The organism is Nitrospirota bacterium (genome assembly GCA_016194305.1).
Classification (GTDB): Bacteria; Nitrospirota; Nitrospiria; order JACQBW01; family JACQBW01; genus JACQBW01.
The window spans coordinates 46,287-68,819 of sequence record JACQBW010000007.1; the positions used below are offsets into that span (position 1 = coordinate 46,287).

21 protein-coding genes are annotated in these 22,533 nt (G+C 47.5%); 1 reads left to right on the forward strand and 20 read right to left on the reverse strand.

Features of this window, described 5'->3' with window-relative positions; all coding sequences use genetic code 11:
- Positions 1-19 precede the first annotated feature (19 nt).
- Entirely contained in the window at positions 20-2,848 is a 2,829-nt protein-coding gene (gene ppc / locus HY200_02630) for a phosphoenolpyruvate carboxylase (GenBank protein MBI3593832.1), read from the forward strand.
- Positions 2,849-2,944: 96 nt separating this feature from the next.
- Here the strand turns inward: ppc and HY200_02635 are convergent, their stop codons facing one another.
- From HY200_02635 to HY200_02730, 20 genes are all read right to left on the reverse strand, one after another.
- Positions 2,945-3,352, reverse strand: a complete 408-nt coding sequence (locus HY200_02635) for a hypothetical protein (GenBank protein MBI3593833.1) — start codon at positions 3,350-3,352, stop codon at positions 2,945-2,947.
- 184 nt (positions 3,353-3,536) lie between these two features.
- A complete protein-coding gene (locus HY200_02640) occupies positions 3,537-4,445 on the reverse strand; it encodes an LD-carboxypeptidase (protein MBI3593834.1) in 909 nt (302 codons plus the stop codon).
- On the reverse strand, positions 4,432-5,550 hold the full coding sequence (locus HY200_02645; GenBank protein ID MBI3593835.1) for a serine hydrolase: 1,119 nt from the start codon (positions 5,548-5,550) through the stop codon (positions 4,432-4,434). The genes HY200_02640 and HY200_02645 overlap by 14 nt, the downstream gene beginning before the upstream one ends.
- Positions 5,551-5,556: 6 nt before the next feature.
- On the reverse strand, positions 5,557-6,948 hold the full coding sequence (gene mpl, locus HY200_02650; protein ID MBI3593836.1) for a UDP-N-acetylmuramate:L-alanyl-gamma-D-glutamyl-meso-diaminopimelate ligase: 1,392 nt from the start codon (positions 6,946-6,948) through the stop codon (positions 5,557-5,559).
- A gap of 65 nt (positions 6,949-7,013) precedes the next feature.
- On the reverse strand, positions 7,014-8,240 hold the full coding sequence (locus HY200_02655) for a penicillin-binding protein (protein MBI3593837.1): 1,227 nt from the start codon (positions 8,238-8,240) through the stop codon (positions 7,014-7,016).
- Between the two features lie 46 nt (positions 8,241-8,286).
- Positions 8,287-8,760 (reverse strand): DivIVA domain-containing protein, encoded by a 474-nt coding sequence (locus HY200_02660; protein MBI3593838.1) that lies wholly within the window; start codon positions 8,758-8,760, stop codon positions 8,287-8,289.
- A 67-nt stretch (positions 8,761-8,827) separates the two neighbouring features.
- On the reverse strand, positions 8,828-9,130 hold the full coding sequence (locus HY200_02665) for a YggT family protein (protein MBI3593839.1): 303 nt from the start codon (positions 9,128-9,130) through the stop codon (positions 8,828-8,830).
- A 44-nt stretch (positions 9,131-9,174) separates the two neighbouring features.
- On the reverse strand, positions 9,175-9,939 hold the full coding sequence (gene proC / locus HY200_02670) for a pyrroline-5-carboxylate reductase (protein MBI3593840.1): 765 nt from the start codon (positions 9,937-9,939) through the stop codon (positions 9,175-9,177).
- Positions 9,940-9,980: 41 nt separating this feature from the next.
- Positions 9,981-10,673: a YggS family pyridoxal phosphate-dependent enzyme gene (locus HY200_02675; protein ID MBI3593841.1), complete on the reverse strand. Its 693-nt coding sequence runs from the start codon at positions 10,671-10,673 to the stop codon at positions 9,981-9,983.
- Entirely contained in the window at positions 10,651-11,376 is a 726-nt protein-coding gene (pgeF, locus tag HY200_02680) for a peptidoglycan editing factor PgeF (GenBank protein ID MBI3593842.1), read from the reverse strand. Before pgeF ends, HY200_02675 begins: the two co-directional genes overlap by 23 nt.
- 6 nt (positions 11,377-11,382) lie before the next feature.
- The gene (gene ftsZ / locus HY200_02685) at positions 11,383-12,537 is read right to left on the reverse strand and encodes a cell division protein FtsZ (protein ID MBI3593843.1); all 1,155 of its coding nucleotides are present in this window, start codon (positions 12,535-12,537) and stop codon (positions 11,383-11,385) included.
- A gap of 41 nt (positions 12,538-12,578) precedes the next feature.
- Positions 12,579-13,799 carry a cell division protein FtsA gene (gene ftsA, locus HY200_02690; protein MBI3593844.1) on the reverse strand — a complete coding sequence of 407 codons (1,221 nt, stop codon included), beginning with the start codon at positions 13,797-13,799 and terminating at the stop codon, positions 12,579-12,581.
- Between the two features lie 80 nt (positions 13,800-13,879).
- On the reverse strand, positions 13,880-14,662 hold the full coding sequence (locus tag HY200_02695) for an FtsQ-type POTRA domain-containing protein (GenBank protein MBI3593845.1): 783 nt from the start codon (positions 14,660-14,662) through the stop codon (positions 13,880-13,882).
- A gap of 25 nt (positions 14,663-14,687) precedes the next feature.
- The gene (locus HY200_02700; protein MBI3593846.1) at positions 14,688-15,611 is read right to left on the reverse strand and encodes a D-alanine--D-alanine ligase; all 924 of its coding nucleotides are present in this window, start codon (positions 15,609-15,611) and stop codon (positions 14,688-14,690) included.
- The gene (murB, locus tag HY200_02705) at positions 15,595-16,515 is read right to left on the reverse strand and encodes a UDP-N-acetylmuramate dehydrogenase (protein ID MBI3593847.1); all 921 of its coding nucleotides are present in this window, start codon (positions 16,513-16,515) and stop codon (positions 15,595-15,597) included. Before murB ends, HY200_02700 begins: the two co-directional genes overlap by 17 nt.
- Entirely contained in the window at positions 16,500-17,870 is a 1,371-nt protein-coding gene (locus HY200_02710) for a UDP-N-acetylmuramate--L-alanine ligase (GenBank protein ID MBI3593848.1), read from the reverse strand. The genes murB and HY200_02710 overlap by 16 nt, the downstream gene beginning before the upstream one ends.
- Positions 17,863-18,945 (reverse strand): undecaprenyldiphospho-muramoylpentapeptide beta-N-acetylglucosaminyltransferase, encoded by a 1,083-nt coding sequence (gene murG / locus HY200_02715; protein ID MBI3593849.1) that lies wholly within the window; start codon positions 18,943-18,945, stop codon positions 17,863-17,865. The genes HY200_02710 and murG overlap by 8 nt, the downstream gene beginning before the upstream one ends.
- Positions 18,942-20,102, reverse strand: a complete 1,161-nt coding sequence (gene ftsW, locus HY200_02720) for a putative lipid II flippase FtsW (GenBank protein MBI3593850.1) — start codon at positions 20,100-20,102, stop codon at positions 18,942-18,944. The genes murG and ftsW overlap by 4 nt, the downstream gene beginning before the upstream one ends.
- 2 nt (positions 20,103-20,104) lie before the next feature.
- Positions 20,105-21,457 (reverse strand): UDP-N-acetylmuramoyl-L-alanine--D-glutamate ligase, encoded by a 1,353-nt coding sequence (gene murD / locus HY200_02725; GenBank protein MBI3593851.1) that lies wholly within the window; start codon positions 21,455-21,457, stop codon positions 20,105-20,107.
- Complete coding sequence (locus tag HY200_02730) at positions 21,457-22,533, reverse strand: phospho-N-acetylmuramoyl-pentapeptide-transferase (GenBank protein MBI3593852.1); 1,077 nt, start codon at positions 22,531-22,533, stop codon at positions 21,457-21,459. Before HY200_02730 ends, murD begins: the two co-directional genes overlap by 1 nt.

Sequence of the window (22,533 nt, forward strand, 5' to 3'; positions counted from 1 at the left end):
CGAGGGAGAGTTGAAAGAATTGCGAAACGCTTCAGGAGTCACTGGCGCACGTAAACTCGATCCTCGTCTTCAAAGAGATATTGATTATCTCGAAAACCTGCTGGCCCAGGCCATTCGCAATCAGGAAGGAGACGTCCTTTTAAACAAAGTGGAATATTTCCGAAAACTTTGCAAAGAACTCCGCATTTCCTATGACCCGGATAAGGAAAAAAAGCTCATCCTCGATATCGAGGAACTTGACTTGACTGAAACCGCAAAAATAATCAGGGCGTTTGACATCTCCTTTCATCTCCTGAATGTCGCAGAAGAAAACTTTGCAATGCAGGTGAGGCGTGACCAACGGAGAAGCGCCTCCCATTATGAACCTCACCCTCTCGAACATTGTTTTTCCCAACTCGGAAGCGAGAAAAAAAGCTTTCAGTCTTTTCCAGAACTTCTCAGACATATGTGGATTGCACCGGTCATGACCGCACATCCGACCGAGGCAAAACGCCAGACAATTCTTGAAAAATACAGGAAGATTTATCTTTTCATACTTAAGAAACTGAACCCGATCTGGACGCCTCGCGAACTCGAGCTTCTTGAGCGCGAAATCCTGAGCGAAATCATGCTTCTCTGGCAAACCGGAGATATCTTTCTCGAACATCCCACTGTATTTGAAGAGGTCAAGGGTGTTCTCTTTTATTTCAAGGAAACATTTTTCAAAATTATTCCTCAGTTTTACCGGGAGACTGACCACTATCTTCAAAAAGAGCGCCAAGAAAAAGATCTTCCCCCGCTGGCCGTCCCGTCTTTTTTAAAATTTGGATCTTGGGTAGGAGGAGATCGCGATGGAAACCCAAAGGTCACTTCCAGGATTACCGAATGGACTTTAAGAACCCACAAGGATTTCGTTCTATCGCTTTATCTGGAATCCATTCTGACCCTGACCGAAAACCTGAGCCAGTCCAGGCACCTGGTCCAGATCTCTCCCCAACTCGCGGAAAGCATCGAAGCGGATAAAATACTGTTTGATCCTTTTACCGGAACCGTCAGCAATCGTAACGTTCATGAACCTTATCGCCAGAAATGCACTTTCATCAGGTTGAAAATCGAAGAAACCCTTAAATATAACCGCCTGTTCCTTGAAAAACAGACTCTCAGTGAGGAAAAACTTTACCAGTTCAAAGGATATGATCATCCTGAAGCACTGTTGAAAGATCTGGGCCTGATTCAACAGTCATTAAATGCTCATCAGGGAGAGCTTATCTCTTCTTTATTTGTTGAACCTCTGATCCGCCAGGTGGAGGTATTTGGATTCCATCTCGCCGCTCTTGATATTCGACAGGATGCCGGCCAGCATCGGAAAGCCATTCATGAACTCTTTTCAAGAACAGGGGTTCATGCCTCATTTGAGTTTCTTTCAGAAAAGGAAAAGAGAAGCCTTCTTTCGAAGGAGCTCTTGACGATCCGGCCGTTTACTCCGCCGGGCATGACATTTTCTCCGGAAACCGAAGAGACCTTGAAGATGTTCCACTTAATCAAAAAAGCACAGGATGACCTTGGAACCCACGTCATTGGAAGTTACATCATCAGCATGACGACTTCCTTATCCGATATTTTGACGGTTCAGGTACTTTGCAAAGAGGCGGGTCTATATGGGCGAACTGCGCAGGGTGCCCCCATTTCGAAAGTGGATATTGTTCCTCTCTTTGAAACCATCCATGATTTAAGAAATGCCTGTCAAATTATGAAGAGCGCCTATCGTCATCCTTCGTATCAAACCTATCTCAGAGGAAGAAACCATATCCAGGAGATCATGCTCGGCTATTCCGATAGCAGCAAGGATGGAGGAATTCTCGCCTCTTCCTGGGAGCTCTACCAAACTCAAAAGGGGCTCACAACGCTCTCTCGTGCCTCCAAGATTCAATTAAGGCTTTTTCATGGAAGGGGAGGTACCGTCGGAAGAGGGGGTGGACCGACTCACAAAGCCATTCTGGCGCAGCCCGATGGAACCGTCAATGGCCAGATCAAAATCACTGAACAGGGTGAAGTGGTCTCCTCAAAATACGCCAATCGCGGGACTGCGCTCCATCATCTTGGGCTCATGACCGCCGGAGTCTTTACAGCAAGTTTGAAACCCAGGAGAGCGCCGGCAAAAGAAAGGATCTACGAAAAGGCCTTCAACACAATTTCAGAGATATCCTATCGACTTTACCGGGACCTCGTCGAAGATCCCGCCCTTGTAAAATATTACTACCAGGGCACCCCTATTTCCGAGATCGGTCTTCTGAATATCGGTTCCCGTCCCGTCTACCGGAAAAAAGAAGGCAAGATTGAAGATCTGAGGGCCATTCCATGGGTCTTCAGCTGGACCCAAAATCGTCATCTTATCTCCGCCTGGTATCCCATTGGCTCGGCACTAGAGAGCTTCATCCGATTGAATAAAGAGGCAAACCTGTCGCTGCTGATTGAAATGTATCAGGACTGGCCTTTTTTCTCCAACTTGATCGATAATATTCAAATGACGCTTGCCAAAACGGATATGCACATCGCAAAACTTTATTCAACCCTGGTCAGCGAACGCCCGGTACGGGACAATGTTTTCAGAAAATTGAATGACGAGTATGAAAAACTCCTTTCGATTATTTTAAAAATCGTCCAGTCTGAAGCCATTCTCGATAATGACCTGCCGCTCCAGCAATCGATTGAATTAAGAAACCCCTTCATCGATCCTATTCATTATATTCAGGTCAGGTTGCTCAAGCTTCTGCGATCAGGTGAAACGGGGGTTGAGAGAGAGAAATTGACCCATGCGATTCTCTTATCCATTAATTGCATTGCAACTGGGATGAGGAATACCGGTTAGTCCGTGTTGAAAAGGGGAATCGTCTAAGTGATCCATTGGGTAAAAATCCGGAACATTCGCTGTTCAACTTTGATCTGTTTTAAATGATCGACCTGATCAGGTGGTACAGGTTTGAAAAAGGGAAGAGGTATGATTGGTATCCGGATCTCCCGTATTGACATAGATCAGATAGTGAATGACTTCATGCTTCCAGGAACTGAAAGTGCCGATTTTAACCAGATTGGGCTCATCAAATTCGCCGCTGCAGCCTGACGTGTAATACGGACAGGTAAAACTCGGCGGCATCATGATGATCGAGAGATCACTGAAATTCCCTTTCGGTAACTGCGCGCAGGTCTTTGCTTCGTCAAATTTCTGTTGGAGAAAAGCAATCGTATTCGCATCGATAAAAACGCCCTGAAGGCTGCTGGTCGCGGCCTGAGAGGTTTTTCCACAACCTGTCGTATTGATCAGGGTGATCAGCAGGAGTCCCAGAGATCCAATTCTCTTGAAAGCAAGCGACATTTCTTAATCCAGATTTACATGACCACTTCCTCCTAAAGCAAAAGATATGCCAATGGTACTAACTTATTTTTCATTAGTTCTTAAAGAGTTGTATCCGGGAGTGCCGGGAATGCCCGGAGAAGTCTTACTTTAGAAATAAAAGGATGTTCAATTATGTGCAGATGACGATTGGAGAAAAGATCATTTACAGGACGGGAGATTCCAGAAAGGTCAGCGTGCCCGAAGAAGAATCGAGTCTGACCAAAATACCAAAGGGGAGCGTGATATTCTGGTTTCCGTGTCCAAATGGCAAGCCGGACAAGACGGGACAATTCAGACCTTCCAGACTTTCAGTCAGGATTTCTTTCAATGTATACTCCGATCCGGCAGGGGGTTCACAGTTTAAGAGTTTCCCAATCAAGATTCCTTTAACCTTTTCTAGCTTTCCCGCCTGTTTCAGTTGAGTCAGCATCCGGTCTATCCGGTAAGGAGCCTCGTTGACCTCTTCAAAAAAAAGGACTTTGCCTTCCGTTTCGACCTCATAGGAGGTTCCGAGAGAACTACAGAGCAGGGATAAACATCCCCCGGTCAGTCTTCCTTCCGCCCGACCCTCTCTTAAGACCTGAATCTCCGGAATTTCCCAGGTTCCAAGTGGCTTCGCAGAAATCAGCATGTCGAGCAGAAACTGGTTTGTCAGAGCATCTTCCGAGCGGCTGAAATGAGAAACCATCGGACCATGAAATACCGGGATTTCGAGACGGGAAAAATAAAGCAGAAGCGTTGTGAGATCACTGCACCCGATGAATATGATTTCCGGCTTCCGTAAGAAGTTCCCCTGTAGTATCGGAATCAATCGTGAAGAACCGTATCCTCCTCTTGCGCAGATAATGGCTCTCACATCCTGTTGAAACATCCATTGAAGGTCTTCAGCCCGTTCCTGATCGGTTCCGGAAAAATAGCGATAGGATCCGGACAAATGTTTTCCTTCGATCACATGAAATCCAAAATTTCTCAATCTTTCAATCCCCTTTTTTAAGAGTTCCGGGGAAATTGGACCTGCTGGGGCCACAATGCCGATCGCGTCCCCGATTTTTAACGCATTAGGTTTTTTCATGGATCACCAGGTTGTAAATGAAATCATGCAGAATTGGCCTGAATTCCTTCAGCGCAGAATTGTCGCGAGTCGGATGAATTCGGTTTGAAAGGAATATCACGCCCAGATCCACGACCGGATCGAACCAGATCGACGTTCCGGTAAAGCCGAGATGACCAAACGATCTTTTCGAAAAATGTATTCCTGCGCTTGATAAATCTGACGGAAACATCCATCCAAGCCCCCAGTCGGCTGAAAACCTCTCTCTTTCGACAAATGTTTTGACAATCGACTCTGTCAAAAACGGGCTCTCGTTCCTGTACCCTTTTCTCCACTCTGTAAAACAGGCATAAACAGACCGGGCGGTACCAAAAAGACCGGCATGGCCCGCCACACCTCCCATCACGCAGGCATTCTCATCATGAACTTCCCCCTGTACGATTTTGTGTCGCCATATTGACTTTTCCGTCGCCATGAAAGATCTCTCCTGGCCAAACAGATTCAGAGGTCTAAATCCAAGATTCTTGATTCTTAAAGGTTCAACGATCTCCCGGATAAAAAGTTGATCAAGAGAAATTCCGCTTTGGCATTCCAGCATTTCGCCTAACAGGATAAAGCCCAGGTCGCTGTATAGGGTACGACTCCCGGGAGAATAAAGGAAGGGCTCTTCATGAATTTTTTGGAATATCGATGCCTTTTCCTTTGAATTTTTCTCGCAACTCCAGAAGGTCCCATCGGAAACAACTTCCAAATAATAGGGTCTCCAATCCGGAAATCCGGAAGAGTGGCTCAGGAGTTCCCGGATTGACGTATTTCCTTTTTCGGAATCAAGAGGCGCAACAAGAATATTCCCCACTCGATCATCCAGAGACAATTTTCTACTCTGAACAAGAAGGGACATCAGGAAAACGGTAGCAAGGGGTTTCGTCAGGGATGCCAGGTCAAAAAGCGTTTCGGAGTCAACCTTTTTCGGTTTTAAACCTTCTATTTTCCACGAAGTTTCGCCTGCTTCCACCTCAAAAATAATTTCTCCATGATTAAATACGAGAAGAGAGGCTCCGGAAAAGGCGTGATCGGCAATGGCGCTTTGTAGTAGAAGGGTAAGTTGTTTTAGACCTGGTTTCAAACAGTCCTAAGGATGCGGGTTAAGAGCCCTCAAGAGTTTCTGATGAATTCCGTCAAATCCCCCGCTTGACATCACACAGATCAAATCTCCGGGTCGAACTTCTGGAACGATCCGGGATACGATCTCCTCTGCATTTTGGCAGAGAACAGCTGAAGGTCCTCCCTGACTGATCTCCTTGACCAAAAGAGTGGAATCAAGCCGTTCCTCAAGGGGTATCTTCTCCATTCCAGGGGGCGCTGAAATAACCACTTTTTCCGCGATGTCAAAACAACGGCTGAACTCCTTTTGAAAGAAATTCCTTCGGCTGGTCGCTGACCTCGGTTCGAAAATCGCCCAGAGCCTTCTCTCAGGATACCTTAATTTTACCGCCTGAAGAGTCTCCCTGATCGCAGTCGGATGATGAGCAAAATCATCCATGATCAGGATATTTTGTATCTCACCGACGATTTCCTGTCTTCTCTTGACTCCCTTAAAACTCTGAAGTCCTTTTTGAATGTCTGGCTTTGAAATCTGAAGATGATGTGCCAAACCAATGACTGCGAGAGAATTTCTGATGTTGTGCTGACCCATGAGCGGAGACTCAAAAGTCTCAAAAAAATTTCCCTGATAATAAACATCAAACTTTAGGCCCTCTTTTGTCTTGGAGGGCCGGACTTTTTCAGCGCACCATTGGAAACCTCTGCCAATGCCATAAGTTTCCACCCGGCAGGCGAGATCCCGGAGAATCTTTCGGATATTGGAGTCTTCACCTGAAGCCAAGAGCAATCCTTCGGGCGGAATGAGTCGAACAAACTTCAGGAACGCAGACTGAATCTGTTCGAGAGACTTATAGATATCTCCGTGATCAAATTCAATGCTCGTCAGAACTCCGTAGTAAGGACGGTAGTGAAGGAATTTAGGTCCTTTGTCAAAAAAAGCGGAATCGTATTCGTCTCCCTCAACGACAAAATAGGGACCCTTTCCCAATTGATAGTTGCGATTAAAATTCTTGACGAAACCTCCAATCATAAATCCAGGATTCAGGCCGCCTGTTTCCAGGACCCATGCAGCCAACGAAGACGTTGTGGTTTTACCATGTGTTCCTGAAATCACGACTGGCGTTTTATCGCTTAGAAAAAACTGGCTCAATGCCTGAGGAAAGGAGAGGTAGGGAATATTTCTTGCTAGAACTGCCTGAACTTCCGGGTTGTTTTTCGAAACGGCATTTCCGATGATAACCAGTTCCACATTCGAATCAATATTTTTATCGGAAAATCCTTTTCGACATTCAATGCCCTGATCCTGAAGGACCGAACTCATGGGTGGATAAATATGCTCGTCAGATCCCGTGATCTGATAGCCGGAGGCTTTTAACATGCCAGCCAGAGAACCCATTCCGGTCCCGCAAATCGCGATCATGTGGATCCGAGTTATATTCTGACTTTTTGAATTCACGTAACCGCTCCCCTGATCGATACCCCGGGCTAATCGCGGTATTTAAAGAAATTCGTAAAGCCCTCTTTCGCCACATCCGACCCCTTTATCCGCCAATGTCCGTTGTTGATAACCAGCGCGGCTATCGCAACTTCAGGCTTTTCGAGCGGGGCCATTCCCACGAACCAACTGTACTTTCCGGGAGGATCGTTCCCGGTGAGAGAACCTGTCTTTCCTCCCACAGTAATATCACGTAGCGCTGCAGAGCGATGATACCTCCGAAAGGCTCTTCTGGAGGTACCACTTATTATGGTTTGTCCCATCATTTCCTTCAAAAGTTCGGTCGTATTCGAGGAAACGACATGCCCTATCACTTCCCTTTTCGGAGAATAGATTTCATTTCCCTCCTGATCGATGATCTTATCGATCAGATGGGGAACAATCAGATCTCCTCCGTTTCCGATAGCCGAGGCAATGAGCGCTCCATGAATCGGACTCATTTCAGTATCGCCGAAACCCGCCGCAGTGTAAGCCACTTCCTTAGGGTCTTCCGCGATGCTCGCATGACTGATCTGGAGAGGAATTTCAAAGGGTATTGCCTGATTGAAGCCAAATGCATTCGCGTAATTTAAAAGTGTCGCGTTATCAAGCCAAAGCGTGGCCGCTTTCGCAAATGGAACATTAGCCGATTTCGCCAAAGCATCGGTTAGAGAAATTTTTCTAAAATCTCTCTCGGGATGGACTTCCCAGTTGTTTCTGCGCAAATGATAGAGGCCTCCCTGAAAAGAAATCATCGTGTCTGGTGACGCCTTCTTTTCTTCGATGGCAGCCGCCGCCGTGACGAGTTTAAATACCGAGGCGGAGGGATAGGAGGCCTTAACCGCCCATCCCTTTACTTTTGGATGATAACTGGAATGCTCAACCATCGCCAGAACTCTTCCACTATAAGGGTCAATTGCCACAAACACCCCGTAGGGGACGCGCCGATCCTTAAAATATTTTTTCATTTTTTCCTGAAGGAAAGGTTCTACCGTATAGAAAGCTGTCAGGCCGTTTGAAAATCTGGACTGATAATGATTTTCCACAGGGCGAACCAGTTCAGGGTGGAATCCTTCCGTAAAAGCGAGCGATCCCTCTCTGATTTGCAGGGGAGATCCCTCCAGCTTTTTTTCCAACGACGGCGGATCTTCCGCAATAAGGGTTTCCGCATTCAGGTCCCCTCCAACAAAGAGGAACATCAGAATTCCCCCTAACACCACAACGGGCAACTTATTCAAATGGATTCACTCCTTATTTTCGTTTAATCGCATATCTAAATATACCTCAAGAATAGTTTTCTGTCTCCTTCTCCTCCTGTTCCTCGACCGACAGGGAGATCTCAAAATTTTTAAGCATCGATCGTATTTTTTCGATAAACAGCAGCTTTTGTCTTCGAAGATCGATCAATTCGCCTTTAAGCCGGGCCGAATCCTCACGAATACCTTTGATGATTTGATCCGCCTGGACTTCGGCTTCTTTGACAATCAGCGCCGATTCTTTCAACGTATTGCTTTTTTGAACTTCGGCCAGTTGCTGTGCAGAGATGAGCGTCTGACTCAAGAGGGCCTCTTTCTTTTTGAACTCGCTCAAAGAAGATTCGAGACCCGTCATCTGTTCCTTTAAATAAAGATTCTCTTTGATCAGGGCCTCGTAGTCCTCCGTCAAGGTGTCCAGAAATGCGTCGACTTCTCCGCGATCGTATCCTTTCCATTTTATTTTGAATCCCATTTGTTGAATATCAAGCGGTGTGATTTTCATGTTCTATCCCTCCCAAACTTTATTCATACCGGTCCCCGTTTCCGGCTGGTCATCCCATTCCCCAATTTCAGGATGAGAACTGCCTCGAAAACTGATACAAGGTCTTGATCAAAAAACTTTGCAAAAAATAAATGATGAGAATCACAATCAGCGGGGAGAGGTCAATGCCATGACGATAGCTCCCGAGCGCATTTCTAATCGGTGCCAGAGCAGGTTCTGTCACCTTATTTAAAAATTGAACGATGGGATTATAGGGATCCGGGTTAACCCATGAAACCAGAGCGCGTGCAATAATGATATAGGTATAAATCGTGAGAAGGTAGTCCAGCAAGGTCGCAATCGCAGAGATAAAATTACCCATCACAAACATGAACGAGTTTCCCTTCCTAAAAAGTGTCGATCAGACCGGCTTGTTCATCCCTTGCCCAGTTCGAAAGACCGATGACTGGCTGCTTTCATCGCTGAAATCACGGTATCTTTAAATTCTCTTTTTTCCAACATGGCAAGCGCCGCCACTGTCGTTCCACCGGGCGAAGCGACTTTTTGAATCTGTTCGCGCGGAGACAGTCCCGTCTTTATTAACAACTTGACAGATCCAAAAATGGTTTGAGTGGCCATCTGCATCGCCGATTTCTCCGACAATCCCAATTCGACACCGCCGGCCACGAGTGCTTCCACAAATGCAAACAGATACGCAGGTCCGCTTCCGGAAAGGGCCGTTACCGCATTCATTTGATCTTCATTCACCACACAGGTTTTTCCGATTCGATTAAAAATCCTCCGGATAAGCGCTTTTTCCTGCGCAGAAATTTCTTTCGAATAAGAGAGCGCCGTCATGCCTTTCTTGATCAGGGCGGGTGTATTCGGCATGGCTCGAACGATTTTTTGACCAGCATTCAGGAGAGATTGCATCTTTACAATGGTCACCCCGGCCGCAATCGAAATAATCACGGACCCGGGCAAAAGCGCATCACGGATCTCCGTTAGAAGTGCGGGAAGGATTTGTGGTTTCACGGCAAGAATAACCCAGCTCTTTCCCTTGACCGAATCTTTCGCGGTATTCGAGTATCGAATTTTCATTTTATCTGTTTTTCTTTTAACCTCCGGATCCGGGTCATAGACCGACAGACTCCCGGTCGCAACAAATGGGAGGGAAACCAGGGACTTTAAAAGTATCATGCCCATATTTCCGCACCCTAAGAGGGAAACTCCAGTCGCGTTCAATTTAACCTTTCTCCAAATAACGACCTGCCAATCCGAATATGGGTCGCCCCTTCTTCAATGGCGACCTCAAAATCATCCGACATTCCCATAGAAAAGATCTGGCAAATCTTTCCAAGACGGGAATCCACTTCTTCGCCGAAACTTCTGAGCTTTCTGAAATAGGGACGTGAATCCTCCGGAACGGAACAACGAGGGGGTATTGTCATCAGGCCTCTTAGTTTAACATAGTTCAGCCGATTTATTCTATCGAGTTGCGATAAGAGCTCCCCCGAAGTGAATCCAGCCTTGGTCGTTTCCCCCGAAAGATTCATTTCGATCAGAATATCTTGGTGGGTCCCCTTTATTTCAGCCTGTCGGGAGATCTCTTCAGCGAGGTTCAATGAATCGACAGAATGTATCAGAGAAAAACGGCCGACTACCTGCCTGACTTTGTTCCGTTGCAGTTTACCAATAAAATGCCACTCGGGCGTGTAGCCTTTTGAACGGATCAAATCCATCCTGGGTAACGCTTCCTGGACCCGGTTTTCTCCCAAAATCTGAATTCCCTTTTGAAGAGACTCGATAACCTTTTCCGGGCTGACCGTTTTAGTGACGGCAACCAAATGGATATCGGAAACAGATCTTCCGCTTCGACGCGCCGACTCGGATATTTTGCGAGAGAGCAAATCAAGATTTGCTTTGACCGTCATTTCTCAATCCAATTCCACTGATGATCCGTCTGTTTCCTCCCTTTTCCCTGCGAAATGAAGGAAGTAGATCGGCATGACAGAAAGTACAAGCTTCGCTCCAGGCGACATGGCTGTCCAAAACACCATTCTTTAACAATTGCCTTCGATTGATCTCATGAAGATTAAGCCGCATTTTGTCTTCCGAGGAGATAATCAGATCTTCCCAACTCGGATCGGCGCGACGAAAAAGAAGCGCCACATCCTCCTTAATATCAAAACAGCAGGCCTGAATGGCGGGACCCGATGTCACCCTGATCTCGGACGGTTTGCATTGAAAATGTTTCTCCATTTCCTCAATAGCAGCGCCGCATATATTAAACAAAGTGCCCTTCCATCCCGCATGAATTGCAGCAACAACCCTTTTCACCGGATCATACAAAAGGATTGGAAGGCAATCGGCCGAATAGACGGTCATGACCAAACCCGGTTCATCCGTCATCAGTCCGTCGTAGGGATACTGAACATATTCCGATCCTGCCAGGGAGCGAATCAGCTCCGGCCGGACCCGAAGGAGATCCTTCCCATGGACCTGTCTGACTCTGCACGTTAGCGACATGACCCCTGCGAGCAGAGCCGGATCTGAGACAAAAAAACAGTCGATCTGTTCCTTCGCCGTATCGAGATCACAAAACGATTTGTTCCCCGGGAGAGGGCCTGGAGACATTTTTAACTAAAACTTTTTGTTCCGAAGAAAAGCGGGAAGATCCCACTCATCTTCCTCGACACGCACTTCGACCTTAGGAAGCTGCGGCGAGCGGGCTCGGATAAAGGCCGGGGCATCAAGAGGTTTCTCCGGTTCGCGGACAGGACTTTCAACCCCTGAAACCGTTCTTGTCTCCTGGATTCTCGGTTCAGGAACAGCCAGTTTTCGCTCAAATCCGGTCGCAATAACCGTAACGACCAGTTCGTCTGAGAACTCTTCATTGATCACGGAACCAAAGATGATGTTCGCATCGGGATCGGCTCCCTTCTGAATGATGGATGAGGCTTCTTCCACTTCGTGAAGGGACAGGTCTGGTCCGCCGGTAATATTGATCAAGATCCCCTGTGCACCTTCCACAGATCCATCATCCAGCAGGGGGCTATTTACCGCCTTTTGAGCCGCTTCTGCGGCACGATTGGGACCGGACGCCCTTCCCATCCCCATGACGGCCCTGCCGTTATAGGACATGATGGTTCGAACGTCCGCAAAATCTACATTGATCAAACCCGGTGTCGTGATGAGATCGGCGATTCCATGCACTGCCTGATGCAGAACATCGTCGGCAATTTTAAAAGCCGAAGTGAGGGGCGTTGTTTTTTCTACCAATCCAAGTATTTTCTGATTGGGAATGGCGATAAGCGTATCCGCATTTAATTTAAGTTCTAGAATTCCTTCGTCCGCCCGGTGGGCTCTCTTGGATCCCTCAAATGAAAAAGGACGCGTCACGACCGCGACCGTCAGCGCGCCCAGCTCCCTTGCGATATGAGCTATGACCGGAGCCGCTCCTGTACCCGTGCCTCCACCCATTCCGGCTGTCACAAATACCATATCCGCGCCCATAAGAAGCTCTCTGATCTTGTCAGAGTCCTCCAGTGCGGCCTCCCTTCCAATATGAGGATTGGCGCCCGCTCCCAGACCTTTGGTCAACTTGCTTCCGATTTGAAGTTTTTGCGGTGCCATCGAAAGGCCCATGGCCTGGATATCGGTATTGACGGCGATAAATTCAACGCCTTCCAGATGACTCAGTATCATGGTATTCACCGCATTACATCCTCCTCCGCCCACACCGATTACTTTTATTTTTGCAGATTTGGACTCCTGATTTTCTTCAAATAAAAACATAATTTGTCCCCCTGTTCTTAGGCGTGCCGTTGATTTTGTCATTAAAAAAGTTCTTTGATCCATTCCCTTAATTTTCCCGTCAGGTGCCCGTTTTGCCCTACAGGTTGCTCCGGCTTTTCCCGGGTCCTGACGGAATGAAGTATCAGACCGACTCCCGTAGCATACATCGGACTTCGCACCACATCTGCGACTCCCCCGATATCGATCGGAAACCCGATCCGAACGGGCAAATCCAGCACCTTCTCCGCAATTTCTGACAGGCCTTCCATCATGGCTGTCCCGCCTGTAATCACCAATCCGGATGCCGCCATTTCCTTCTGTCCGCACTTCTTAATCTCCTGAGAAACCAGATTAAAAATTTCTGTAACGCGGGACTCAACGATGTCTGACATGAACTGACCTGACAGGATTCGGGGCGTCCTCCCACCGACACTTGGAACTTCAATCGGTATCTCAGCGCCACTTTCCCTATTTAATGCACATCCATATCTAATTTTTATTTTCTCCGCTTCCGCAATCGGTGTTCTCAAACCCACGGCAATATCATTGGTGATATGGTTCCCGCCGATAGGAATGACGGCCGTGTGCCAGATGCTTCCGTTTCGGAAGACAGCGATGTCGGTTGTCCCGCCGCCGATATCGACAAGAATGACCCCCAATTCCTTTTCTTCGTCAAACAGTACGGATTCGCTCGAGGCCATCGGTTGAAGAATCAGCTCAGAGACATCCAAACCTGCCCTCTGAATACTCTTGGTGATATTCTGAGAAGAAGTAACCGCACCGGTAATAATATGGACTTCAGCCTCCAGTCGAACCCCCGACATTCCCATGGGATCCTTGATCCCGTCCTGGTCGTCCACCGTAAAGGTCTGAGGCAAGATATGAAGTATTTCACGATCTTGAGGTATCGCCACCGCTTTTGCCGCGCTGATCACCCGCCTGATATCTGCCGCACCGACTTCATGTTCCTTGACAGCGATCACACCACGACTGTTAAACCCCTTGATGTGGCTTCCTGCAATTCCGGCATAGACCGAATTAATCTGGACACCTGCCATCAACTCCGCTTCGTCAATCGCCTTTCGGATCGCCTCGACCGTACTTTCAATATTGACAATCACTCCTTTTCGTATTCCGCTTGACGGATGGGTGCCGATACCAATAATGTTGACCTTTTGAGAATCGACAACATCCGCGACGATCGCGCAGGTTTTGGTCGTTCCAATATCCAAACCGACTACTATCTTTTCACTCTTGCTCATGGGCGTCCCTCGACATGATAGTTTCCGTCTCTCCTGAAAATAGAATAAAATAAAGTTTATCTGGAATCATAGCATCCGACTCACGCTTTCTCCTTCACCGGCCTGACAATCACTTTGCCCGTGTAACGTAAATCGACATTTTCGATGACGATATCCCTGGCGAGGAGATCATTTCGAATGGCTAGAAACCTGAGCCACTGTTGAGCCGAATAGGGGCAGCGAAAAAGAAAGGAAGTCCCGCCGATGGTTGCCTCCAGATCATCTTCTGATTGAAGGACAATCCGGGTCAAATCTTCTCTTTCAATAAGAAAATTTGGTTTCATTGTAGATTTAATAAATTCGACTCCCCTTTGGACTTTTCTGACCTCCTTTTCGTCTCCTCGAAAAAACCTGGAGAGAAGAACACCTTTGATTTCGGGGAGTCCTTTTCCACCCGTTGTATCCCGGGTGATCGTTTTCCCTTCCTGGTCCAGCAAATAGACTTCACCTCCATCCCGGATGAATGAAATGGGCGTTTTTTCGTCGATTCGGATCTCGACTCTGTCGGGAAAATGCCTTTTCAATTGAACAGATTTGATCCAGGGTTCGGATTCAAGGCGACGGCGATATTCATCCAGATCGATTTTCAACAAAGATTGCTCCCGAATATTTCCGAGGTACGGATTGAGCTGATTTTCTGTAAGTCGGTTCAATCCCTGAAAGTCAATTTCGTGGATTCTGAAATAGGACGAAGTATCTAACCAGTCCATAAGCGATTCTCCGCCCGCAATCCCCAACAGGACCAGGAATAGAATAAATATCGCTTTTACGGTGATCCCTAACAGGTGTCGCTTTTTTTTGCGGTTCTGTTGCCTTTTATTCATTCTAAACGCAGAATTGACTTTTTTCTTACTTTTTCTGAAGAGCAGAGGACAATATCCTTTCTACCAGTCGGTCAAAGGAAATCCCGGCACCGCGAGCGATTTCCGGAAGAAGACTGGTTTCTGTCATTCCGGGAAGGGTATTCACTTCCAGTAAGAACGGCTGCTGATTGCGATCAAGAAGGAAATCGACACGGCTATATCCTTCGCATCCGATCGCCCGATGAGCGGCCAGGCCCAGCTGCATCAGTCTAATCGCAATGTCCTCGGGCAAAGGAGCGGGATAAATATGCTCTGACATGCCAGGGACGTACTTCGCCGTGTAATCATAAAACTTTCGCTGAGTTCGGATCTCTATGATTCCAAGTGGTGAATCTTCAAGTATTCCCACTTGAAGTTCCCTCCCTCGAATATAAGGTTCTATGAGGATTTCGGAATCATAGAGAAAGGCTTCGGTGAATGCCTCCTGTAGTCCCTCCTGGTTTTCTACAATCGAAACTCCGACGCTCGATCCTTCGCGACACGGCTTGACCACCCAAGGTTCGCCAAAAGAAAGAACCGAAGGCGCGAATGTTTTCTGATCTCGGCACGATAGTAGAAAGAACTCTGGCACCGGAAGGCGATGGAACATAAATATTTTTCGCGATGCGACCTTATCCATTCCCAAAGCGCTGGACAAGACTCCAGATCCCGTATAGGGAATTCCCAATGTTTCAAGTAAGCCCTGAATGGTGCCGTCTTCGCCCCCTTTGCCATGAAGCCCGTTAAATACAATTTCTATCGATTCCTTTTCTAAAAGAGCGCAAATGGATCGGCTCATTGGAATCTGAACCGCGTCATACCCGTTCCTCAAGAGCGCCTTTAAAATAGCCGTACCCGTCTTCATTGACACTTCAGCTTCGGCGGAATCGCCTCCCATCAGGACTCCGATTTTCTTAGGTGTGAGCGGCATCGGTTCCCACAATTCGTGCTTCGAGTTCTAAAGCGATTCCTTTTCTCTCTTCCACCGTTTTTCCCGCAAGTCTGATCAATTGGAGAATATCTTTCGAAGTCGCTGAGCCTTTATTGATAATGAAATTGGCATGTTTTTCGGATATTTGAGCGCCTCCGATCTGAATTCCCTTTAAACCCACCTCTTCGATCAGTTGGCCCGCAAATCCTCCCGGGGGATTTTTGAATATCGAGCCGACATTTGGATAAGATAGCGGCTGAGTCTCTCTTCTTCTTTTTAAAAACTGTGCCAGTCTTTCCTGAATTTCATGTTTCGACGCAGGCTCCAATCGAAAGCCGCCTCCAAGAATGATACCGTTCGGAAAGCGGGACGACCGGTAGCCGAAATGAGCTTCCTTTCGTCGCATGGTTATCATTTTTCCCTTCAAATTCAAGATCTGAATAAATTCGACCAGGCCAGATATCTCGCATCCCGGAACACCGGCATTCATTTTTAGTGCGCCTCCGACACTTCCGGGAATCGAGCTGAGAAATTCGAATCCAGACAATGATTCATCCAAGGCGTATTTAATGAGGCGTGGCAGGAGGACCCCGGATTCGGCAAATACGAGGTCCTGTTCCTGTCGTTCAATACCATTGAGATGACTGAGTTTGATCACAATTCCCCTGATACCCCCGTCGCGAACGATCAGGTTGGACCCGGCGCCCAATATGAAGAAGGGGATCTTTTCGGTTCCAATTTTCTTAAAGAGCAATATGAGATCGTTCCGATCAGCCGGAAATACCACCACGTCTGCCAATCCTCCCGTTTTAAGAGAGGTATATTTCTTCAAAGGTTCCTGATACGTCACCTTACCTTTGAAATCTTTCAAAATTCCTTCCAGTTTCTTCAGGAGTTCAGACATTGGAATATCTCCTCTCCCGCTTTCCAGATATCACCCGCTCCGAGCGTCAGCAAAAGATCATTCTCTTCCAAGAGGGGGACGACCACCTTTCCCCATTCGATTTTCCTTGGGAAATACATCACCTGTCGATGACCGGATTTCTTGATTTTATTAAAGAAGGTCTCCCCCGAAATGCCCGGAATGGGAGGTTCCCCGGCGCCATAAATGTCGGTGACTAATAGAAGATCAGCCAGATCAAAAGAAGAGACAAATTCTTCCATCAAGTCCCGGCTTCGGGTATAGCGGTGTGGTTGAAAGATGACCACCAGACGCCGCTTCCACCCTCTTTTGGCGGCCGCGAGGGTCGCCATAATCTCAGTCGGATGATGTCCGTAGTCGTCCACCACCATGACCTTTTTTCTTTCGCCAATGAGATGAAACCGGCGATCCGCGCCTCCAAACTCTGACAGGCCTTTTTGAATCATTGGAATTTCGACATCGAGCTCCAATCCCACGGCAATCGAAGCTAAAGCATTTTTAATATTATGTATTCCAGGCACTTTTATTTTAAAAGTCCCGAGACTTTCACCGAATGCGGTCACATCAAATGAAGAACGCCATTCGATCGATTCGATATTCGAAGCCTGTATATCGGACTGAGCGTGGAGTCCGCAGGTGACGACTCTTTTCTGGAGAAACGGGAACAGCGTTTGGTTAATGGGATCATCCAGACAAATCACAGAACAGCCATAAAAGGGGACTTTGTTCGCAAATTCCAGAAAGGCCTTTTTGATGCTCTCCAGATCTTGATAAAAATCAAGGTGTTCCCGATCGATGTTCGTGACCACGGCTATCGTAGGTGAAAGTTTGAGGAAAGAACCGTCGCTTTCATCGGCTTCTGCAACCAGGATATTACCCTGACCTAATTTTGAATGGCCTCCGAACAAATTAAGTTTTCCTCCTATCACGGCTGTCGGGTCAAGTCCGCCCATTGCCAGGACCATGGCAATCATCGACGTGGTCGTGGTTTTACCATGCGAGCCGGCCACAGCGACACCATATTTCAAACGCATGAGTTCGGCCAGCATTTCTGCTCTCGGAATGACCGGAATCTTGAGTCGTCGAGCCTCCTCGATTTCCGGGTTCCCGCGATCGACTGCAGAAGAAACCACTACGACATGCGCTCCTTTGACCTGGGAAGGATGATGTCCTACATAGATCGTTCCGCCACCCGATTCAAGGCGCCGGGTCGTTTCGGATTCCAGGAGATCTGACCCCGTTACCCGATAACCCAGATTAAGCAGGACTTCTGCAATGCCGCTCATTCCTGAACCGCCGATTCCGATAAAATGGACCTGCTGGATCTTTTTAAACATGAATCAGTCCTAATTGAAGACATCGTTCTATGATCTTTTCGGAGGCATCGTTTTTCCCCAGCGCAAGCATCGCATCAGACATCTCCTTCATTTTTTCTCCGGAAATGAGTATCTCTCTGATCTTTTCAGCCAGGAATTTTCCGCTTAGGCCAGCCGGTTCGATGAGTTCTGCAGCGCCCATTTTCTTTAAATAAGAGGCATTGATTTCCTGATGATGATGGGCAGCCAAAGGAAAGGGAATCAAAATTGCGGGCTTGCCGGATGCGGCCAGCTCAGCCAGAGTGGTAGCCCCTGCCCTGCAAATGACGAGATCCGAAGCTGCATAGGCTTTTGCCATATTGTAAATGAAGGGTTCGACTTCAGCCGAAAAACTTTTTTCATGATAGGCTTTTCTCACCCAGTCCAGATCCTGAGCGCCGGTCTGGTGGATCCAGCGAATCAAGAGTTTTTCACTTTGATCAAGATAATCCAGAGATTCGACCACCGCCCGGTTGATAGAATGGGCTCCCTGGCTTCCCCCGAAAACGAGAATCGTCGCCTGATCTTCTCTTTTCTTTTCGACAATGGCCAATATCTCTCTCCGGACCGGATTGCCCGAGTAACAAAAATTCTTTTGAGGAAAAAAAGAACGGGATCCTTCAAAGGAGGCAAAAACCTGGTTCACCCATCTTCCAAGGACTTTATTCGTCAATCCCGGAATGACGTTCTGTTCAAGGATAACTGTTTTAAATCCCAAAAAAGATGCGACCAGCAGAATCGGGCCTGACGCATACCCTCCCACACCAATGACAAGACCGGGCGCAAACTCTTTCAAAAGCCTGAAACTTTCCACCAGACTGAATGGAAATCGGAAAAGAGCCCTGAACAATGTCCAAAACTTTTTGCCAATCCAGCCTTCAACATGAATTGTCTTCAACGCAAAGCCTTCCCGGGGGAGAATTCTGGATTCAATTCCTTTTTCCGTGCCCACAAATAAGATTTCGCACTTTGAAAACTGGTTTTGAAATGCTTTCGCCAGCGCGATTCCGGGATAAAGGTGCCCACCCGTCCCTCCGCCGGCAATTAATAGTCTCAACCCGAATGACCGGACGTCATAGACCGTCTCCCCACGCTCTTCGGACCGAACCGGTTACGATGAGATATGTTCAACAGGATTCCAACAGAAATCAGATTAAGCCATAAAGAAGAACCCCCATAACTTATGAACGGTAGAGGAAGCCCCTTGGTCGGAAACAATCCCGTGACCACACAAATATTGACGAAAACTTGAATAAAAAAGAGATAAGTAATTCCGGCAGCCAGGTAAAAATCAAAAAGACTCTCCGTTTTCAAGGCAATCTTGATTCCTCTGAAGATCAATATCGCGAAAAGGAATAGAACGCCAAGCGTTCCGACAAGACCCAGTTCTTCCCCAATGACCGAATAGATGAAATCGGTATAGGGCTCCGGAAGATAGAAAAGTTTCTGTTTGCTTCCCCCCAGTCCGGTACCAAATGGACCTCCCCCCGCAAAAGCAAGATAGGATTGTACGACCTGAAAACCGTCTCCGCCCTGCTCTTTCCAGGGATCGAGAAAAGCCATGATCCTGTGCCGTCTAAACCCAACCGAGAGGTAGTGATACAGGAAAGGAAGAGAAAGGAGAGCCAGGAAGGCCAGATGCTTGATCCGAACCCCTCCCTGGTAAAACAGAAGCGCAAATACTCCTCCGATGATCACAGCCGAACCCAGGTCAGGTTCCGAAATGATCAGCTTCAGAAAAACCGCCAGGATGAACAAGGCGGGAAGCACACCCTTACCAAACTCTTTCATGGTCTCTTTTTTCTTTGAAAGATAGTAAGCCATAAAGATAATGAGCGACAGCTTGGCAAACTCTGAAGGTTGAATGGAAATCACCCCGAATTTTAACCATCGCCTGGCACCGTTTATCTGGCTCCCCACCGAAGGTATTAAAACGGCCAGCAGACTTAATGCTGAAAGAATCAATAGAGGCCAAACAGATCTTTCTAGAAACTTTATCTCTATCCTGGAAAAAAACCAGGCCAGAAGGAGCCCTGGCACCAGATAGACGATCTGTCTTTTTACGAAATAGGCAGAATCTCCAAACTTGGCTTCCGAAATGACAGCGCTGGCGCTGTAAATCATCATCAGGCCGATTCCCACCAGCAAAAGAGAAGTCCCCCAGAGATAGAAATCAAACGAACGGTCCCAATTGGACGTCACTGTTTTTTTCATGCTTACGGAATGGCCTCCACCGCTTTTTTAAACCGGGCTCCCCGCTCCGAGTAGTCTTTAAACATATCGTAACTGGCGCAGGCCGGTGAAAGAAGCACGGTATCTCCGTCTCCGCTCATGACCGAAGCCTTTTGGACCGCCGCTTCGAGTGTGGGCGCCTCCTCGATCCGGGTCAACCCTTCAAGATCCCGTTTCATCCGTTCTTTTGCTTCTCCAATGAGCAGGAGCAGTTTTACTTTTTCTCTGACCAGAGCTCCGAGAGAAGCAAACCCATCCCCCTTCTCTTTTCCTCCGGCGATGAGAACAATAGGCGGGTCGGTACTTTCGAGCGACCGGATAACGGCCCCGACATTGGTTGCCTTGGAATCATTGATATAGGTAACCCCTCGAATAATGCGGACCCTTTCCATTCGGTGCTCAAGGCCACCGAACCGACCCAATACGGATTGGATGGTCGCGGGAGGAATTCCGTTAAGAAGCGCGATTGCGGACGCCACCATGATATTTTCAATATTATGTTTCCCCTTGAGTAGAAAAAGTTCGACAGGTCCCAATTTAAACTCGCTCAACCCATACTTAAAACGGAGATAACGCCCGTCCAGGCAGATCCCTTCTTGCAGGGACTCCCTTTGACTAAACCAGATGGTTTTCGATCTTATTCGAAAAGGAGATTGTCGAATCAAAGGATCATCCCAGTTAAGCAGGGCGTAGTCGTCCGAAGTCTGATTTCGGAACAGTTCGAATTTTGCCGCGATATAGTCTTGCAGACTGGCATACCGCTCGCCATGATCCGGAGTAATATTCAGGAGAGCTGCTATTTTAGGACGAAAAGTCACCAGGGTCTCCAGCTGGAAACTGGATACTTCCAGTACAAAGATATCCCATCCTCCGGAAGGTGCATTTAAAACCGCTTCGCTTACGGGGGTCCCTAGATTTCCTCCCACAAAGGTTTTTTTTCCGCTTTCCCTCATGATTGCTCCCAGAAGCTCGGTCGTGGTACTTTTCCCGTTGGTTCCGGTTATCGCAAGGATCTTTTCGTTATCAAGAAATGCAGCTGCCAGTTCAAGTTCTCCCATCACCGACACACCCGCATGCCTGGACCGTTTCAAAATCGGATGGGTGGTAGGGATACCGGGACTCACGACGATCAGATCGGCCGTTAGAAAATCAGGATCACGATGCTCACCCAGAGCCAAAGTCACCTGATCGCTTCGAAAGGAAGCTGCGTCCATCTTTAGAAATGGATCGGAATCTGTTCCAATCACCTTGGCTCCCTTTTGTAAGAGGAGGCGGACTGCAGAGGTTCCGCTCCGCTTTAATCCCATCACCACCACTTTCTTGTTTTTCAAAGGAATCACCTCAATTTTAATGTGCTAAGACTGAGTAGTGCGAGAATGATTGCGATAATCCAGAAACGAACGACCACTTTGGACTCATGCCATCCTTTCAATTCAAAATGATGATGTATGGGAGACATGAGGAACACCCGCTTTCCCCGGGTTTTGTAAGAAATGACTTGCGTGATGACAGAAAGCGCTTCGATCACAAAAATTCCCCCAACCAGAAGCAGAAGAAGCTCATGTTTGGAAATAATGGCTACAGTCCCGAGGGCTCCCCCGATTGGAAGTGAACCGACATCTCCCATAAAGACCGTCGCGGGGTAGGCGTTGTACCAAAGAAAACCAAGGCTGGCGCCGACGATTGCTCCGCAAAAGACAGAGAGCTCTCCGGATCCCTCGATATAGGGAATCAAAAGATATTCTGCAAATTTATGATGGCCCGACACATAGGCCACAATCAGATAGGCAATGGAAGTCACGATAATCGGTCCAATTGCCAGTCCGTCCAATCCATCCGTCAAATTAACGGCATTTGAAGCTCCGACGATAATAAAGACAATGAAGGGAAGGTAAAACCAACCTAGATTGGGCGAAAAATGCTTAAAAAAAGGAAAATATAGTTTTGAAGAGTACGCCGGCGAATAAAAAAGGGCCAGGGCAATTAAAATACCTACCCCAAGTTGCAGTGTGAATTTGTATCGGGCCAGAAGCCCTTCCGATTTCTTTCGAATCACCTTCAGATAATCATCCCAAAACCCGATCAGGCCGAAACCCAGGGTCGCAAAAAGAACGATCCAGATGTACCTGTTCTTTAATTCAGCCCACATGAGCGTAGAAAAAACGATTGCGATCAGAATCAGGATTCCTCCCATGGTCGGAGTGCCGGATTTGATCTGATGAGACTGGGGACCGGATTCCCGAATCTGCTGTCCTACCCTCCAGCTTTGTAAGGCTCTGATCAAATAAGGCCCCATCATGAAACTGACGATTAAAGCCGTTAACGTCGCATAGATTGCCCGGAAAGTAATATAACGGAAAACATTCAGAAAAGGATAGTGAGAATGAAGAGAATAGAGGAGCGCGTAAAGCAT

Excerpts from the sequence above, each read along its gene's own strand:
- HY200_02665 (MBI3593839.1), bottom strand. The coding sequence starts at position 9,130 with ATGTTTGTGATGGGTAATTTTATCTCTGCGATTGCGACCTTGCTGGAC.
- HY200_02660 (MBI3593838.1), bottom strand. The coding sequence starts at position 8,760 with ATGAAAATCACACCGCTTGATATTCAACAAATGGGATTCAAAATAAAA.
- ftsZ (MBI3593843.1), bottom strand. The coding sequence starts at position 12,537 with ATGTTTTTATTTGAAGAAAATCAGGAGTCCAAATCTGCAAAAATAAAA.
- HY200_02700 (MBI3593846.1), bottom strand. The coding sequence starts at position 15,611 with ATGCCGCTCACACCTAAGAAAATCGGAGTCCTGATGGGAGGCGATTCC.
- mpl (MBI3593836.1), bottom strand. The coding sequence starts at position 6,948 with ATGATCGCGATTTGCGGGACCGGAATGGGTTCTCTGGCTGGCATGTTA.
- HY200_02730 (MBI3593852.1), bottom strand. The coding sequence starts at position 22,533 with ATGCTTTACGCGCTCCTCTATTCTCTTCATTCTCACTATCCTTTTCTG.
- pgeF (MBI3593842.1), bottom strand. The coding sequence starts at position 11,376 with ATGTCTCCAGGCCCTCTCCCGGGGAACAAATCGTTTTGTGATCTCGAT.
- HY200_02640 (MBI3593834.1), bottom strand. The coding sequence starts at position 4,445 with ATGAAAAAACCTAATGCGTTAAAAATCGGGGACGCGATCGGCATTGTG.
- ftsA (MBI3593844.1), bottom strand. The coding sequence starts at position 13,799 with ATGAGCAAGAGTGAAAAGATAGTAGTCGGTTTGGATATTGGAACGACC.
- ftsW (MBI3593850.1), bottom strand. The coding sequence starts at position 20,102 with ATGAAAAAAACAGTGACGTCCAATTGGGACCGTTCGTTTGATTTCTAT.
- murB (MBI3593847.1), bottom strand. The coding sequence starts at position 16,515 with ATGTCTGAACTCCTGAAGAAACTGGAAGGAATTTTGAAAGATTTCAAA.
- HY200_02635 (MBI3593833.1), bottom strand. The coding sequence starts at position 3,352 with ATGTCGCTTGCTTTCAAGAGAATTGGATCTCTGGGACTCCTGCTGATC.
- proC (MBI3593840.1), bottom strand. The coding sequence starts at position 9,939 with ATGATACTTTTAAAGTCCCTGGTTTCCCTCCCATTTGTTGCGACCGGG.
- HY200_02675 (MBI3593841.1), bottom strand. The coding sequence starts at position 10,673 with ATGACGGTCAAAGCAAATCTTGATTTGCTCTCTCGCAAAATATCCGAG.
- HY200_02710 (MBI3593848.1), bottom strand. The coding sequence starts at position 17,870 with ATGTTTAAAAAGATCCAGCAGGTCCATTTTATCGGAATCGGCGGTTCA.
- HY200_02695 (MBI3593845.1), bottom strand. The coding sequence starts at position 14,662 with ATGAATAAAAGGCAACAGAACCGCAAAAAAAAGCGACACCTGTTAGGG.